Consider the following 16,588-nt stretch of genomic DNA (forward strand, 5'->3'; position numbering starts at 1 on the left):
GTGACCGATTACGGGGTGACTGCCGACGGGTTCGTCCTCAAGCCCGTCGACGTGATTCTCAGCGAGTCCTTCGACCGGGCCCGGGCGGCGTTCCCCGGAGCGGACCTGAGCAGTACCAGCGCACTGCGCAAGATCCTGGAGACGGCCGCCGCCGAGGACGGCGAGCTGTGGAAACGGCTGGAGGACCTCTATTACGCCAACTTCGTGTCCACGGCGGTCGGTGACGCCCTCGACCTGCTCGGCGAGGACACCGGTCTGGACCGCGCGCCGCTGGCGAGCACCGGCACGGTCACCGTCACGCTGAACAATGGCGTGGAGGGCCGGAGTTACGTCCTGCCCCAAGGGGCGATCCTGGTGACCGCCGCCCGACCCGGCCTCCCCGCACAGTCGTTCGGCACGGTGGCGCCGGTCGTGCTCGACAGCCGCGACACCCCCACCGCGGACGTCGGCGTGATGGCGTTCGAGCCGGGCCCCGACGGCGACGTCGAAGCCGACAGGATCACCGCCATCGACCCGACGTACCGGTCGATCTACCTGACCGACCTCGGGGCCGCGGACTTCAAGGTGACCAACGCGGCCGCGACGACCGGCGGCACCAAGGAGGAACCGGACGGGACCTATCGCGCCCGGCTGCTCGGGATCGCCCGCAACCTCTGGACGGTCGAAGCCGTGGCGCAGGCGGCCCAGGGCGTCCGCGGCGTCCTCGACGTCGTCCTGTCCGACCCGCTCGGCGGAGTCGACGTGTCGCAGAGCTACTTCGACCTGTTCCACTTCGACCAGCGGGCGTTCAGCAGCGAACGCCGCGTCGGACAGCCGTACTTCTTCACGGTCGTGGTCGCGCACGACTTCCGCTGGCCGTGGCACACCACCGGCTCCGTGCCCGGAATCTTCGAGCGGGTCGGCGCGGCGGTCGACGCGGTACGGCCGATCGGCATCCATGCCGACATCGTCGAGGCCGACCACATAGAGGTCGGGGTCCGGGCCACCCTCGTGATCGCGCCCGGCTCGGACGGTGTCGCCCTGCTCTCCGCGGTGCGCCGCCGCCTGGCGACGGACATCGGGGCGCTGCGCCTGGGCGGCGACGTCCTGTACGCGCAGGTGGTCAGCGCGTTCGTCGAACAGCCGGGTGTGCTCGACGTCCAGGGGCTGCATCTGCGCAGGGCACCGGCCGCGTTCGGCCGGATCACCTTCGGCGACGTGCCCTTCCAACGGGTGCTCGCGGAGGGCGCCGTGGGTGAGAACCTGGTGATGGGCCCGACCGAACTGGCGACCTTCGTGGTCGACGGCGAGGCCTTCGACGTGACGGTGGTGACCGGATGACCACCGAGGAGCTCACACCGGCACCCGCGCTCGCCGCCACCACGATGGCGCGCCGGCTCACCACACCGTTCGCTCGCGGCGCGGACATCCTCGGCCTTCGCCTGCTGCCCTCCAACAGCTCCCAGGCCACGGTGGAGAGCTACGACTTCGCCGACCACGAGGCCCGCTTCGGCGTACCGCCCGAGCCGCGCTACGTCCTCGCCACGACCCGGGACATCGACGTCGACATCACGGTGACGATCACCTACGAGGAGCCGGGCGCGCGTGCGGTGGACACATCGGTGACCGTGCCGGCCGGCACGGTCACCGGCACTTCGTTCCTGCTGGAACGACCCGTGACCGCGACTGCCCGGCTGCTCCTGCTCACCATGGGTACGTCACCGTTCGACAACCGGCCCCAGGACTGCTGGACGCTGACCGCGCTGCTCGGCACCACGGCCAAGCTGCTGTGGGTGACCGGCGCCGAACGCGACCGGCTGCGGCGGCACGCGGTCACGACCCTCGCCCAACGGCACCTGCCGTCCGCCCTGGGCCTGAGCCTCGACCTGATCGGCGCCGACCTCGGCGTACCGCGCTTCCCCGCGCTGCCGTACGGCTTCGACACCGACACCGTGGCGCTCTACCATCTCGACGACGACGCCGGGGCCACCCCGCAGGTGGCGGACGCGACCGCCGCGTACCTGGGCCGGACCGCGCATCACGGTGTGCTCCAGGGCCCGGTGCAGGTCGGCCTCCCCGGCCGGTACGGGCGAGCGATGGGCTTCCGGTCCGCCGACACGGTGATCATGGCCGACACCGACGCCACGTTCGACATCGGCGAGTGGGACGACGCGACGTTCGAGTGCTTCGTCCGCCCCGACCCGGCCCTCGACGCCGATCTGGATCCCGACCCCCGCGCCCACGACGGGCCGGTGCTCAGCCGACGCCCCGACCCCGGCGAAAGACGGGTTCCGGGCTGGGAGTTCGCGATCGGCGACTTCGGACGCGGGCTCCCGCGCAACGTACGGTTCACGATCAGCGACGGCGACCCGGACCACGACGTGATCCTGTTCGCGGACACCGGCCTGCCGACCGACGCGTTCACGCACATGTCGGCGGTGGTCGACCGCACCAGCGGCCGGGTGAAGCTGTTCCTCGACGGACGACTGCGGGACTGGCGGTTCCTGTACCCGCTCGGCGCGGTGGCGAACACGGCCCCGCTGCGCATCGGCGCGGGCGGCGGCGGCTTCCGCGGGGTCGTCGACGAGGTACGGATCAGTTCTACGCCGAGGACGGGCTTCGCACCCGTCCTCGGCGAGGACGACGACCACTACCGCCGTCGGCTCGAGCTGTTCCGCCGCTGGACCCTGCCGACCCCGGCGAACCTCACCGCCCTCCTCAACCGGCTCGCCGGACCGATCGGCGGGCAGCACGACGCACTGGTGGTCGACGACACGAACGCCACCCTGGTCCGCGGCACCCGGCTCGTGCACATCCGGCCGTACGCCCTGCTGCCCGGTGAGAGCATCGACGCGACCGGACGGCGCCGCACGACCGAGTCGAGCGTGGTGGGCACCGCCGCCCAGGAGGACACCTTCGACCCGGCCTACCTGTTCCGCTACGACCACGCCGGGGTGGACTTCACCCCGGCGCCGGCCCCTGCCGACCCGCACCTGGTCCAGGTCGGGGTCGCCGAGTGTCTCGACCGGCTGGTCACCCTGGCCGGCACCGAGACCGCACCGCCCGGCCGCCTGCTGGTCGACGCCGCCTACGACCCTCTGGCGGACGACCTGCGGGCAACGGGCCGGGCGGTGCTCCTCCGCCACAGTTCGGTGCCGACGGGGCGACTCGCGGCGCTGGCCCACCGGGCGGGCTTCGACTACGTCACCCACCGGGGCGGAGCGGGGGAGGTCTACGCGGCCACAACGCAGAGCGACTACTTCAGGATCGACGTCACTCCTGTCCAGGCCGTCCCGACTGCCGTTCCTTCAGACGGTGTTGCCCCGACGGCCCCCGCCGCGGTCGCCGCCTCCGGCACCCCGAACCCGCCCGACCTGGACCCGGGAACCCTCGTGACCCTGTCCCTGCGTCCGGCACCCCCTGCGGACGCGTTCGTCAACTGGCTTGTGGTGCCCGGAGGTTCAGGGCGAGGCTTGTTGTCGCCGGAGAGCGGGGCCGGCTCCCGGCACCGGACCGCGGCTCTGAACGCCACCGCTCCCGGGCAGCTGATCGTCAAGGCCGATGTGGCCCGGGGCAGACACACGGTCGCGGCGTCGGGCACCCGCACACTGCGGGTCGGCCTGGCCGGCCTGGACGACGGCGCCACGATCGCCGCGGACGGAACACGCGGCGTGCCCGCGTCGAGCGTGGAGCGCCCGGGAACCTACTTCGACCCGGCGTTCCTGGTCCGCCACGACGACCCCCGGGTCGACTACGGCGGTGACGGCGCCCACCTGATGCAGCCGGCCGTGGCCGAACTCCTGGACGCACTGCTCGCCGAACTGGCACGCCGGTCGGTCACGGGACGGCTCACGGTGACCGCCGGCTTCGACGACACCGGCGACCCTCCCGACCCGTCCGCCGCCGCAGGACGCCGGCTCGTCCTGCGGCACAGCTCCCTGGACCCCGGAGCGCTGGCCGGGCCCGCGTTCGCGGTCGGCTTCGGACATCTCCTGAACAGCGGCGACGACCTGGAGGTGCGCCAGGCCCCCGGGCAGCTCGTCGAGGTACGCGGGCCCTCCGGCGTCGAGCGGGGCGCCGTCGTCGAACTGGACGAGGGCTCCACCATGGAGCTCACCGCGACCCCGTCGCCCGCCGCCCTGGCCGGTCTCATCGGCCAGTTCCCCGGCGAGGGGCCGCGCCTGGGCTGGGCGTCGGGGACGTACGACGACGCCGCGATCACCGTGGCGTCCAGCACCCGGCAGACCGTCACCCTGCAGGCCGACGCGGCCGGCACGGCCTGGGTGCAGGCGAGCTACCTGATCGGCGGGCAGGCGGTCCCGTACACCTTCCAGGTGCGGCTGCGGCCGGAGGCGGACACCCCGGCGACGGTCATCACCAAGGACCAGCACGACCTGATCATGAACGTCCTCAACGTGCTGCATCCGGTCGGTGTGGAGGTCAACACCGCCGCGATCCGCGCCCATGTGGTCGAACTCCAGGGTGACCTCTCGCTGGCGAACCCCGACTACACCTACCCGAGGTTCCGTGTCCGCGGCCCGCTGCCGCCCCGAGCCAGGAGGCCCGCCGATGGCTGACATCGTGTTCCAACCCACCTTCTTCCAGAAAGAGTTCGTGGACGGCCCCGACGGCGACCGGGTCAGGGCCGGCGAACCGAACGGATTCAACGCCCGGTTCGCCGCCATCGAGCACGATCTGCGCCAACTGTCCACCGTCGTCGCCCAGATCGACGCCGCCGTGGACCGACGCGGCACCGGACCGGTCGGGCATGTCCTCACCCTGGCGCCGATGCTGACGGGCTCCGAGGGGGGCGGCGCCGGCTGGAGGATCACCGGCGGCGGTGCGGCCCAGGCGCAGGACGAGGACGTGTACGGGCAGATGGAGGTGACGCTTCCCGACAACGTTCAGTTGACCTCGTTCCGTGTCATGGGCCAGGTCGGCGCCAACGTGGTGGGTCTGGCCGTCTCCCTTTCCCGGGTCAAGATCCCGGGCGGCACCCCGGAGGTGCTGGCGGCGGTCAGCGGCGACACCGACCCCTTCGACAGGTCCACGGACGTGGACCTGTCGAAGGCCGTGACCGCGACGGCGACGTACCGCTACCTCATCCAGGCCTCCCTCATCAATTCCGGGACCACGGTCACTCTCGCGGCCTTCCAGATCGCCTACACCAGCAGCTAGGAGTCAACGTGGCCGACATCAGCTACACCCCGACGTTCCGCCATGTCGCCTGGGAGGACCGCAAGGACCGGGTGGAGGCAGCCGGTCCGAACGGGTTCAACGTGCGCTTCAACGCGATCGCGGGCGACCTGGGCCAACTGTCCACCGCGGTCACCGACATCGGCACGGCGATCGACGCGACGAACGCCGTGCCGCCCCCACAGCCGCAGCGGCTCAGTTTCACACCGTCCCTTCGACCCACCGGACTCCTGTCGGGGGGCGTGTGGAGCTACGACCGGAACGGCGTGGCCCACGCCAACTCCCTCGCCATGACCGGGGTGGCCAACCTCACCCTGCCCCACGGGCTTCGGCTGACCTCGGTACGGGTCGTGGGCGACATGCAGAGAGGCTCCGCCCACAGCGTCAGCGGCACCGTCTCGCTGGCGCGCACACCGATTCGGCTCGTCGTCCCGGCCCCGGCCCCCGAACCGCTGGCGGTCAGCGACGACTTCGGGTCCGTCGGACCCTTCGACCTCCAGATACCGGTCTCGGCGCCACGCGCCCTGATCGACACCAGCGTCTTCCGCTACGTCCTCACGGCGACCTTCATGACCATCATCTTCGGCCGCATGTCCATCGAGGCCGTCCACCTCACCTTCGCCTCGCCGTCCTGACCGGGAAGGGACACCTGTGACCGACCTCAGCTACACCCCCACGTTCAAGCACACCGACTGGATCGACAACGTCAGCCGCATCACCGCCGACGGCCCGAACGGCTTCAACGTGCGGTTCGACGCGATCGCGAGCGACCTCCACCGGGCGGCCGCGGTCGTCACCGAGATCGACACCGCGCTCGCCCAGCCCGTCGGCGTGCCGACCGGCCAGCAACTGCTCACCCCCGGCATCGACCTCGTATCGCTGCCGGGATCGGGCGACGGCTGGCTGTACGACGAGACCGGGGCGGCGTACCCGGCAGTCAGCGGCCCCGACAACGTCGCGGTGATGGGCCTCAGCCTGCCGGCGAACGTCAGGCTGGTCTCGTTCCGAGCCGTCGGTCTCTGGTTCGGCGCTCCGGCCGCCTTCAGCATCGTCCTGACCAGGGCCCCACTGGCGAACGCGAGCGCCGCTCCCGACAAGCTGGCCGAGATCGGTACGGCGACGTCCGCCGTCACCAACCCGTACGACATCACCGTGCCCGTCGACGCGGCGTTCGCCGCCGTCGATCCGCAGACGTACCGCTACTGTGTCGTGGCCACGGGTTCGGCCATCCAGGTGGCCGGCGCCACCAGCCTCGCCACCGTCCAGCTCGCCTGCACCGCGGGCTGAGCCGGCGCCATGCGGATCGACTGCCACGTTCCGATCACCCTGCGGATCGTCGGGGTGCCCACCGACGACCAACTGGAGGCGGCAGGGCGGGCGTTGACCCGGGCGGTCGCGGCCCGGCTGACCGAGGCCGAACGCCTGCTGGCCGACCGGCACGGCCGGGACCGTGGCACGGCGGTCGAGGTGAAGGAGCCGTACGACGCGGACCGGCAGGGCGCCGAGGGGTACGCCGTCCCGTCCTTCGGTGACGGCGGCAAACCGGTCGCGGTCCCCGACAGACAGGGCACGTCGGCACCGGCGGGAGCGGAACCGACCGGGACCGGGGCTGCCGAGCCCGTGGCCATGCCCGCCGCGGAGGCCACGGCCGTTCGCCCTTACCCGACGAGCGGTGTCTCGGCCTGGACCCGGGCATGGGCGGTCCGCTTCGGCCTGGACCGGGCGATGTCCGGCGTGGACGAGGCGGTGCCCGCGCCGAGGGTGGCGGCATCCTCGGCCGCCCCCACCGAGGAGGGCACGCCGCTGGCCCCGCACGGTCCGTCGACCACAACGCCGGCACCGGCCCAGGAAATCCACGCGGCGCCGCACCACCCGGCTCCGGTGGACACCGGCACCCTGCATCCGGACGCCCAGGCCTTCCTGGACGGCAAGCTGCGCAAGTTCTACGAGCTGATCGGCACCCAGGAGCGCATCAAGCTGAAGCGGAACTCCACCATCGCCATCGGCCTCGTGACCCTCGACGGTGATCCGCGGCTGGTCTACACGATCGCCGGCAACCGCGGGGGCAAGAAGTTGTTCCAGGCAGCTGAGCAACTGGACCTCGTGCGGTGGAGGTACGACACCGGTGTCCCGGGCCGGGGAGCGGTCGGAGCGCCCAACGACGCCGAGCAGCTGATGATCGAGTTCGCGCGGGACCATGACGCCGTCGTGCACGGCATGGCGGTCTCCCGGCGTCTCTGCGCCGACTGCGCGAGCGTGGTCACCGTCACCGCGCGGGACGGCACCACGAGGACGCGGTACAGCGTCAGCGTGGTTCCCGATCCGATCCCCATGCCACGCGAGGCTGCCCCCAAGAGCAGGCCGGAGGCGACAACCAAGCCGAAACCCGAGGCAGTGGCAGAGGCAAGGCCCGAGGCGAGACACGACGTGGCTGTCGAGGCAAGGCCCGAGGTGCGCTCCGGCGCGACGATCGAGACGAGGGGAGCTCCGGTCGAACCGATCCACAGCCCCGTGAACCTTGACCTGAAAAGTGCTGCCGAGGGCGCGGCCACCATGCTGCTCGCGCTGCAGCTCGGCAGCCTCAGGGGCGCCGAGGAACAGAAGGCGAGAGCCGCGTACGAGGAGCTGTTCGCCCGGGACATCGGCCCCGGCCTGGCCCGGGGCAACAGCGTCGGCGTGGCCGTGGTGTACGAGGTACCTGACCAGGTCGACATCGCGGCCTACGTGACAGGGATCGGCGACACCGGCCAGGTGGTCCTGTTCAGGAAGATGTACGTGAACGCCGAAGCTCCGTACGACCCGGAGAAACCGCTGCCCACGGCCACCACCCCGGCCTCGATGCACGCGAACCTGGCGCCCTCGCTCACGAACGAACCGTGGTACGTGAGCGAGGGGAGGAAGGAGAACCAGCCCACGAAGGGGTTCCATTTCAAGGAGTACCACTTCTCCGTCCAGCCACCCGACCGGAGGGGAAGGCCGCTCCAAGGCCCACGGCGCGGAGGAACGTACCGCCCGCAGGGCTACGTCCTGCTGCGCGGACGCGCCGAGGACGTGGAACTCCATGGCATGGGCCGACTGCTCTACGTCCCTCCCGCCGGGCACGAGCCCGCGGAGATGTGGGACATCAACGGCACACAGTACGACTCGCCGTTCGTGGTGCTGCCCGGGGAGTTCCCGCACCGCTGGTTCTCCGGAGTCGGAACGGACAAGGCGTACGCCCTTGACAGCCGTATGGATTACGGCGGACCGGACAAATGGATGATCATCGAGGACGTCACCGGTGAGGAACTCGGTTCGACACGGCGTCCGGGGAGCACTTGGCGGGCGCGGATCGTCTGGACGAGGAGCTGAACCATCGTGGCGAACCACCACAGCGACGCGGGGACGCGCCGGCGCTACCACCCGCCCACTGACATCACCCTGCCCGAGGGGCTGTCGGCCGAGACCGGCGAACGGCTGCGCGCGACGGTCGTGGCCGCGATCCGCCGCGCGGTGCGGGACGCCGAGCCGGGGGAGACGGCACCGCCGCCGACGAGGCCGGGCCCTCGGCCGCGGGCCCGCGCGGCGGCCGGGACCGACCGCCGTGACTACGCCGTACCGAGCTACGACAACGACGGCGAGAGAGTCGGAATCCCGGTCGCCTCCCAGGCACCGGCGCCGGTGCCGTCGCCCGCACCGGCCCCCGCCGCGCCGCTGTCGCCGCGCGATCCGACGAACCCGCACAACACGCTCACGATCGACGAGATGTTCAAGATCTGGCGCAAGTACTGGATGTCTCGTCTCAACCGTGCCATCAGGCGTGGCGAGGAGATCAGGCTGGAGGCGTTCCACAGGGACAGGAAGGCCTACATCAACGACATGGACGCCTTCATGCATGGGCATCACAGTGCGCTCGGGCCCGCGTACCAAGCGGCCACGGAGGAACGGGACTGGTGCGTGTTCGTCCTCTCCGCGCCCATGCAGGGGTGGCTCCTGATCCAGGAGCAGCACCACAGGCCGTTCACCATCGAGGAGATGAACGCGGAGGCATTGCGGCGGGCGCGGGCGCACGCGTTCTTTCAGGAAATGTTGGCGCCGATCATCATCGCCGGCGCGGGCGGGGTGCTGTCCTCGGGCCCGCGCACCACTCCGCCGTCGGCCGACGAGGTACCCGCGCCCCGGGGACTTCCCCCGGTGCGGCCGACCGAACCGGTGCGGCCGATCGAACCAGTGCGGCCGATCGAACCAGTCGAACCAGTCGAACCAGTCGCCCCGGTCGCGCCAGGGCCATCGCCGTCTGCCGCGACCGCACCGGTACCTTCCTCCGCGCCGGGGGGCTTCACGGCGTGGGCTCGGGCGTGGGCCGTCCGCTTCGGCCTGAACAGGGCGATGACCGGCGCGGACCAGGCACTGCCCGCCCCCAGAATGGCGGCGTCCTCGGCACCCGCCCCCACCGAGCAGACCTCGCCACCGACCCCCGGCCGGCCATCCACGACAACTCAGGCACCGGCAACGGCACCGGAACCGACGCCCGCGCGGACGGCGCCCGCAACGCGCCCTCCCGGCCTGACGGAGCCCACGCTGACCACGGAGGACGTCTTCGCACGGCTGCACGTCGAGCTGGCCCACCTGCCGTCGGCGCCGCCCAGCGGCACCAGAGTGCCGTCCGCCGTCGCCGACGCCCAGGCCGCCGGGCTGCTCGGTCCGCAGGGCGCTCCGGGCACGGCGGATCTCGCGGTGCAGCGACACGCGGACGCGCCGGTGGTCCGGGGCGCGTACGGGGTGTCGGGCGGACAGGTCCAGTCGGCGCACGCCGGCCCGACCTCCTTCCTGCGGGACGTGCCCGGCTACAGTCGCCGGGACGCCCTCACCGTGCTGCTCCCCACCTGGGTCCACACGGCGTTCGACCAGCACTGGAAGAACTGGGCGATGGCACGGCGCCGGGCCGGCGACACCCAGGTGAAGGTCGCGCAGCTGTACGCCGAGATGCTCGCGGCCGTCGACCGGATCCCGCTCCTCGACCAGGCCACCCGGAACACCATCGCCTGGGTCATCCACCGGGAGTTCTTCTACGACCTGGGACTCTCTCCCGGCGACGACCGCGCCCTTCCGTACCCCAACGTGCCGCCCGGCCCGTGACCCGGCGGGTGGGCGCCCACACCTCCGGGTCCGATGAGCGGAACGGCGTATGACAGCCCCCGTCCCGCCTCGCCACGCTGGTCGTCTCAGACCCGCGTGAACGCCGGCCTGAGCACACGGGGGCCGTCCGACCGGCGGTCGCCACACGGGGAAACGGGGACGGCGATGGCCTGGAACGAACTGACCGCGGAACCACGAAGACACGACACGGCGGAACAGTCCGCGGGACTCGCCAGACTGCGTCTGTTCGACGCCTTCAGGCTGGAGGGCACCGAGGGGGGTATCGCCGTCCCGGCCAACGAGCAGCGGCTGCTGGCCTATCTCGGACTGCATCAGCGCGCGCCCCGGTCGGTGGTCGCCGGGACCCTGTGGCCCGACGTCAGTGAGGAGCACGCGCAGGGCAGCCTCCGTACGACGCTCTGGCGACTGCGCCGGCTGCGGCACCCGGTGGTCGGCAGCGACGGCGACAGCCTGTACCTCGCGGACGGCGTGTCCGTCGACGTCGACGACTTCACCCGGGCCGCCCTGCGCCTGACCGGCTCCGCGCACGATCCGGGTGACGCGATGCCTCCGCTCGGCCTGCTGGCGAGAGGCGAACTGCTCCCCGGATGGGACGAGGAGTGGATCTGTTCCGAGCGCGAGCGGCTGCGCCAACTCCGCCTGCACGCGCTCGAATCGCTGAGCGCACGGCATGCCCGGAGCGGCTGCTACGCACTTGCGCTGGAGTCCGCCCTCACCTGTGTCGCGATCGAGCCCCTCCGCGAGAGCGCCCACTGCGCGGTGGTGACCGTGCATCTGGCCGAGAGCAATGTCGTGGAGGCGATCCGGCACTACGAGGCATTCCGGCGGCTGCTCCGTGCGGAGCTGGGCATCGAACCCTCGGCACGCTTCGCCGGCATGATTCCGTATCACGCCAGAGGCGCTGCCCGTACCCCGTCGCCCCTGGCCTCGACACCCGAGCGGCACGACCGCCCGGAATGACGGGGCCCGGCCCGACGGCGTCGTGTTGATACGGCGGTGACGTCCCGGTCACGGGGTGCCTGCCATCGTTCCCACGACGAGCGAAGGCCGGCCCCTTCCGGCGCACAGGCCGCCGACCGGACCCGGTCACCACTCACGCCGTACGACGACCCGAAGGGGGAATGCCGACATGGCCACATGCCGTGGCGTCGACGTCTCCGCATACCAGACAGCCCAGAACTGGACCGCCCGCAAGGCCGAAGGCGTCGTTTTCGCCTTCGTCAAGGCCAGCGAGGGCGAGCACACCCACGACACGCGCTTCGCCCAGCACATCGGCGCCGTCATCGACGCCGGACTCGTCCCCGGCGCCTACCACTTCGGCTGGCCGAACCAGAGCGCCACCGCCGAGGCGGCCAACTACGTGGCCGCCGTGAAACCTCACGCCCGGCCCGGCTTCGTGCACTGGCTCGACCTGGAACGCCGGTCCGACGGAGCCAACTACGCGGGCGTCTCCGCGGCCGGGATCCTGTCCTACGCCAAGGCGTGGATCAAAGCGGTCCGGACCGCGTTCCCCGGCCAGCGCGTCGGCGTCTACACCTCGGGCAGCGACCTGACCGCCGGCCACGCTCCCACCGACGCACCGCTGTGGTACCCGGCCTACCCCTGGTCCGGTGCCGCGACCTACGCACAGGCGGAGGCAACCGCGCGGCCCGCCCCGGCCGGCCGCACGCCGCTGTTCTGGCAGTTCACCTCGACCCCGTTCGACCGATCCATCTGCTATCTGAGCGAGTCCGCGTTGCGCACGTGGGCCGCCGGAACGGAGACCGACATGCCGCTCACCGCCGCCGACATCGCCAGTGTCGCCACCGCTTGCGCGAAGGCGGTACTCACCATGGACGGCTTGATCGCCGCCCCGGCAGACGCCCCCGACGTGAAGACCAACCCTTACTGGGAACTCCAGTCCTACGTCAAGGACACCAACCTCCGCCTGCGGGCCGTCCAGGCGACCGAAGCGGCGCAGAGCGCGGCCATCAATCAACTCGCGGCCGCTATCGCGAAGTTCGACAAGACCATCGACCCCGCCGCCCTGGTCTCGTCCATCACCGCGGCCATCGAGGCGGCCGTGGGCAAGGTCGTCGTACACCTCGACACCGCCCCTTGACGGTGCCCGGAACCCGCGAGGCACGGAAAGGACTCTCCCGGTGAACCTCTTTGTCAGCTTCATGCGTACGGTCGTACCGATAGTCGCCGGCCTCGTACTGACCCTGCTGGTCCGTATCGGTGTCACCTTCGACTCGGCGGCGGTGGCCAGCGTGGTCACCGCGATCCTGACGGGCGCCTATTACACCCTGTTCCGGCTCCTGGAGACCCTCGCGGTGAAGATCCGCAACCGGCCGCTCGCGGCCGTCGCCGGGATCCTGCTGGGCTGGGCGGCTCCGCCGGACTACCCGGACCCGGCCGCCGCGTGACGCGCCGGCGTCGGAATCGGCGCAGGCCCGATCCCGTTCGGGATTCTCCTCCGAGAAGCCGACGCCCCTCGTCGATCCCGCTCCCGTGGGGACCGGTTGGGGACCACACGGTGCTCGCGACCCTGAACAGCGCGCGTGGGGAAGCACGTTCCGCACCCTCATTTTGCCTGATGCAGGTAGTTCCCATGGCCCTCACTCCTGGGGGGCAAGGGGGCGCAGGTTCACATCCTGTCGTCCCGACGGTGCGAAGGGTCTTCACGGGCAAGCCGCCCGCGAGGGCCCTTCTTCCCTGTCCGGACGGTATCCCGGCGGCAGTCGTGCCCCGATCCGTGTGAGGACACGGCCGCACCCTCCGGGAGACACAGAACACATCCGGTGTCGAGGGCTGCGCCCGCCGCCTCCCATCAGGTAAGGAGAAGGCCGGGGCGCGGACGACTGCGCCCTGCAACGCCGAGGGAACAGAGTGTCGCTTCCCTGACGCCGAGGAGTCGGATGTTCACCAAAGTGCTGGTCGCCAACCGGGGCGAGATCGCGATCCGGGCCTTCCGGGCCGCGTTCGAACTCGGGATCTCCACCGTGGCGGTGTTCCCCCACGAGGACCGCAACTCCCTGCACCGTGCGAAGGCCGACGAGGCGTATCTGATCGGTGAGCGCGGGCATCCGGTGCGGGCCTATCTCTCCGTCGACGAGATCATCAGGGCGGCGCGGCTCGCCGGTGCCGACGCGGTCTACCCGGGCTACGGGTTCCTGTCCGAGAACCCCGACCTCGCCGCCGCCTGCGCCGAGGCCGGCATCATCTTCGTCGGACCGCCCTCCGACGTCCTCGACCTCACCGGCAACAAGTCCCGGGCGGTCGCCGCGGCCCGCGAGGCGGGGGTGCCGGTGCTGGCCTCGTCCGCGCCGTCCCGGGACCTCGGCACCCTGCTCGCCGCCGCCGACGAGGTCGGCTTCCCGCTGTTCGTGAAGGCCGTCGCGGGCGGCGGCGGGCGCGGGATGCGGCGCGTCGCCTCCCGCGCCGAGCTGCGCGAGTCCATCGAGGCCGCCGTACGGGAGGCGGAGTCCGCGTTCGGCGACGGCACCGTCTTCCTGGAACAGGCGGTGATCGACCCCCGCCACATCGAGGTGCAGATCCTCGCCGACGGCGCCGGCAACGTCGTCCACCTCTACGAGCGGGACTGCTCGGTGCAGCGCCGCCACCAGAAGGTCGTCGAGATCGCCCCCGCGCCCAACCTCGACCCGGCCCTGCGGGAGCGGATCTGCGCCGACGCCGTCGCCTTCGCCCGGCACATCGGCTACGTCAACGCGGGCACCGTCGAGTTCCTCGTCGACCGGGACGGGCGGCATGTGTTCATCGAGATGAACCCGCGCATCCAGGTCGAGCACACCGTCACCGAGCAGGTCACCGACCGGGACCTGGTCATCGCCCAGCTGCGCATCGCGTCCGGCCTGACCCTGCCCGAGCTCTCCCTCACCCAGGACGACATCGTGCTGTCCGGGGCGGCCCTGCAGTGCCGTATCACCACCGAGGACCCCGCCAACGGCTTCCGCCCCGACACCGGCCTCATCTCCGCCTACCGCTCACCCGGCGGCCCCGGTGTCCGGCTCGACGGCGGCACCGTGCACACCGGGGCACAGGTCAGCGCCCACTTCGACTCGCTGCTGGTGAAACTGAGCTGCCACGGCCACGACTTCGCCAACGCCGCCCGCCGGGCCCGGCGCGCCATCGCCGAGTTCCGCATCCGCGGCGTCGCGACCAACCTGCCGTTCCTCGCCGCCGTCCTCGACGACCCCGACTTCCAGGAAGGACGGGTCACCACCAGCTTCATCGCCGAGCGGCCCCAGCTGCTGCGGGCCCGGCCCCCGGCCGACCGCGGCAGCCGTATCCTCCACCACCTCGCCGCGACCACCGTCAACCGGCCGCACGGCCCCCGGCCCCGGGTCGTCGAACCGGCGGAGAAACTGCCCCGCGTCGACCTCGCCGCGGCCCCGCCGCCCGGCTCCCGCCAGCGCCTCGCCGAACTCGGCCCCGAGGCCTTCGCCGCGGAACTGCGCGCCCAGCGGGCCGTCGCCGTCACCGACACCACCTTCCGCGACGCCCACCAGTCGCTGCTCGCCACCCGGGTCCGCACCCGCGACCTGCTCGCCGTCGCCCCGTACGTCGCCCGCACCGCCCCCGAGCTGCTCAGCCTGGAGTGCTGGGGCGGCGCCACCTACGACGTCGCCCTGCGCTTCCTCGCCGAGGACCCCTGGGAGCGCCTCGCCCTGCTGCGCGCGGCGGCGCCGAACCTCTGCACGCAGATGCTGCTGCGCGGCCGCAACACCGTCGGCTACACGCCCTACCCGACCGAGGTCACCGACGCCTTCGTCGCCGAGGCCGCCGCCACCGGCATGGACATCTTCCGCATCTTCGACGCCCTCAACGACGTCGCCCAGATGCGCCCCGCCATCGACGCCGTACGTGCCACCGGCACCGCCGTCGCCGAGGTCGCCCTCTGCTACACCGGCGACCTGTCCGACCCGGCGGAGCGGCTCTACACCCTCGACTACTATCTGCGGCTCGCCGAGCAGATCGTCGAGGCCGGGGCGCATGTGCTGGCCGTCAAGGACATGGCCGGCCTGCTGCGCCCGCCCGCCGCGCGCACCCTGGTCACCGCGCTGCGCGAGCGGTTCGACCTGCCCGTGCACCTGCACACCCACGACACCGCCGGCGGTCAGCTCGCCACGCTGATCGCCGCGATCGACGCCGGGGTGGACGCCGTCGACGCCGCCGTGGCCTCCATGGCCGGCACCACCAGCCAGCCGTCGCTGTCGGCGCTGGTCGCCGCCACCGACCACACCGAGCGGGCCACCGGTCTCTCCCTCCAGGCCGTCGGCGACCTGGAACCGTACTGGGAGGCCGTCCGCAAGGTGTACCGGCCCTTCGAGTCGGCCCTCGCCTCGCCGACCGGCCGCGTCTACCACCACGAGATCCCCGGCGGCCAGCTCTCCAACCTCCGCCAGCAGGCCATCGCCCTCGGTCTCGGCGACCGCTTCGAACTGATCGAGGACTGCTACGCCGCCGCCGACCGCATGCTCGGCCGGCTGGTGAAGGTCACCCCGTCGTCGAAGGTGGTCGGCGACCTCGCCCTGCACCTGGTCGGCGCGGGCGTCGAGGCGTCCGCCTTCGAGTCCGACCCGGCCAAGTTCGACCTGCCGGACTCCGTGATCGGCTTCCTGCGCGGCGAACTCGGCGACCCGCCCGGCGGCTGGCCCGAGCCGTTCCGCACCCGCGCCCTGGAAGGCCGCCCCGCCGCGGCCGCCGCGCCCGGACTGACCGAGGACGACCGCCGGGGGCTCGCCGAGAACCCCCGTGCCACCCTCAACCGGCTGCTGTTCCCCGGCCCGACGAAGGCGTTCGACACCCACCGCGAGACCTACGGCGACACCTCGGTGCTCACCACCAAGGACTTCTTCTACGGCCTCGAACCCGACACCGAGCACACCGTCACCCTCGGCCAGGGCGTCACCCTGCTCATCGAGCTGGAGGCGATCTCCGAGCCGGACGAGCGCGGCTACCGCACCGTGCTGGCCAGCCTCAACGGCCAGCTGCGGCCCGTGTCGGTGCGCGACGCCTCCGTCGCCACCGAGGTCAAGGCCGCGGAGAAGGCCGACCGCGGCGACGAGCGGCAGATCGCCGCGCCGTTCGCCGGGGTCGTCACCCTCCAGGTGGCCGAGGGGGCGAAGGTGTCGGCGGGGCAGACCGTCGCCACCATCGAGGCCATGAAGATGGAGGAGGGCGACGAGGCGTTCCGCCGCCGGGCCGCCGCCCATCTGGACGCCATGCTGGCCCTGTGCGAGACGGCCCGTTGCCGGCGCGGGCAGCTGCT

General features: G+C 71.9%; 11 protein-coding genes. All 11 read left to right on the plus strand.

Annotation, left to right across the window (positions count from 1 at the left end; all coding sequences use genetic code 11):
• The gene (locus ABZ862_RS03245) at window positions 1-1,320 is read left to right on the plus strand and encodes a baseplate J/gp47 family protein (protein ID WP_360951301.1); all 1,320 of its coding nucleotides are present in this window, start codon (window positions 1-3) and stop codon (window positions 1,318-1,320) included.
• Window positions 1,317-4,556 (plus strand): LamG-like jellyroll fold domain-containing protein, encoded by a 3,240-nt coding sequence (locus tag ABZ862_RS03250; RefSeq protein WP_360951304.1) that lies wholly within the window; start codon window positions 1,317-1,319, stop codon window positions 4,554-4,556. The genes ABZ862_RS03245 and ABZ862_RS03250 overlap by 4 nt, the downstream gene beginning before the upstream one ends.
• Complete coding sequence (locus ABZ862_RS03255) at window positions 4,549-5,157, plus strand: hypothetical protein (protein WP_360951307.1); 609 nt, start codon at window positions 4,549-4,551, stop codon at window positions 5,155-5,157. Before ABZ862_RS03250 ends, ABZ862_RS03255 begins: the two co-directional genes overlap by 8 nt.
• An 8-nt stretch (window positions 5,158-5,165) precedes the next feature.
• The gene (locus ABZ862_RS03260) at window positions 5,166-5,810 is read left to right on the plus strand and encodes a hypothetical protein (protein WP_360951310.1); all 645 of its coding nucleotides are present in this window, start codon (window positions 5,166-5,168) and stop codon (window positions 5,808-5,810) included.
• A gap of 16 nt (window positions 5,811-5,826) precedes the next feature.
• Window positions 5,827-6,462: a hypothetical protein gene (locus tag ABZ862_RS03265; protein WP_360951313.1), complete on the plus strand. Its 636-nt coding sequence runs from the start codon at window positions 5,827-5,829 to the stop codon at window positions 6,460-6,462.
• Between the two features lie 9 nt (window positions 6,463-6,471).
• Window positions 6,472-8,526, plus strand: coding sequence for a hypothetical protein (locus ABZ862_RS03270; protein ID WP_360951316.1), 2,055 nt, complete (start codon window positions 6,472-6,474; stop codon window positions 8,524-8,526).
• Between the two features lie 6 nt (window positions 8,527-8,532).
• A complete protein-coding gene (locus tag ABZ862_RS03275) occupies window positions 8,533-10,293 on the plus strand; it encodes a hypothetical protein (RefSeq protein WP_360951319.1) in 1,761 nt (586 codons plus the stop codon).
• A gap of 165 nt (window positions 10,294-10,458) precedes the next feature.
• The gene (locus ABZ862_RS03280; RefSeq protein WP_360951322.1) at window positions 10,459-11,274 is read left to right on the plus strand and encodes a BTAD domain-containing putative transcriptional regulator; all 816 of its coding nucleotides are present in this window, start codon (window positions 10,459-10,461) and stop codon (window positions 11,272-11,274) included.
• 169 nt (window positions 11,275-11,443) lie between these two features.
• The gene (locus ABZ862_RS03285) at window positions 11,444-12,415 is read left to right on the plus strand and encodes a glycoside hydrolase family 25 protein (protein ID WP_360951325.1); all 972 of its coding nucleotides are present in this window, start codon (window positions 11,444-11,446) and stop codon (window positions 12,413-12,415) included.
• Between the two features lie 40 nt (window positions 12,416-12,455).
• Complete coding sequence (locus ABZ862_RS03290; RefSeq protein ID WP_360951328.1) at window positions 12,456-12,722, plus strand: hypothetical protein; 267 nt, start codon at window positions 12,456-12,458, stop codon at window positions 12,720-12,722.
• 492 nt (window positions 12,723-13,214) lie between these two features.
• A partial coding sequence (locus ABZ862_RS03295) for a pyruvate carboxylase (RefSeq protein ID WP_360951331.1) occupies window positions 13,215-16,588 on the plus strand: 3,374 nt, incomplete at its 3' end.

The organism is Streptomyces sp. NPDC047000 (assembly GCF_040644295.1).
Classification (GTDB): domain Bacteria; phylum Actinomycetota; class Actinomycetes; order Streptomycetales; family Streptomycetaceae; genus Streptomyces.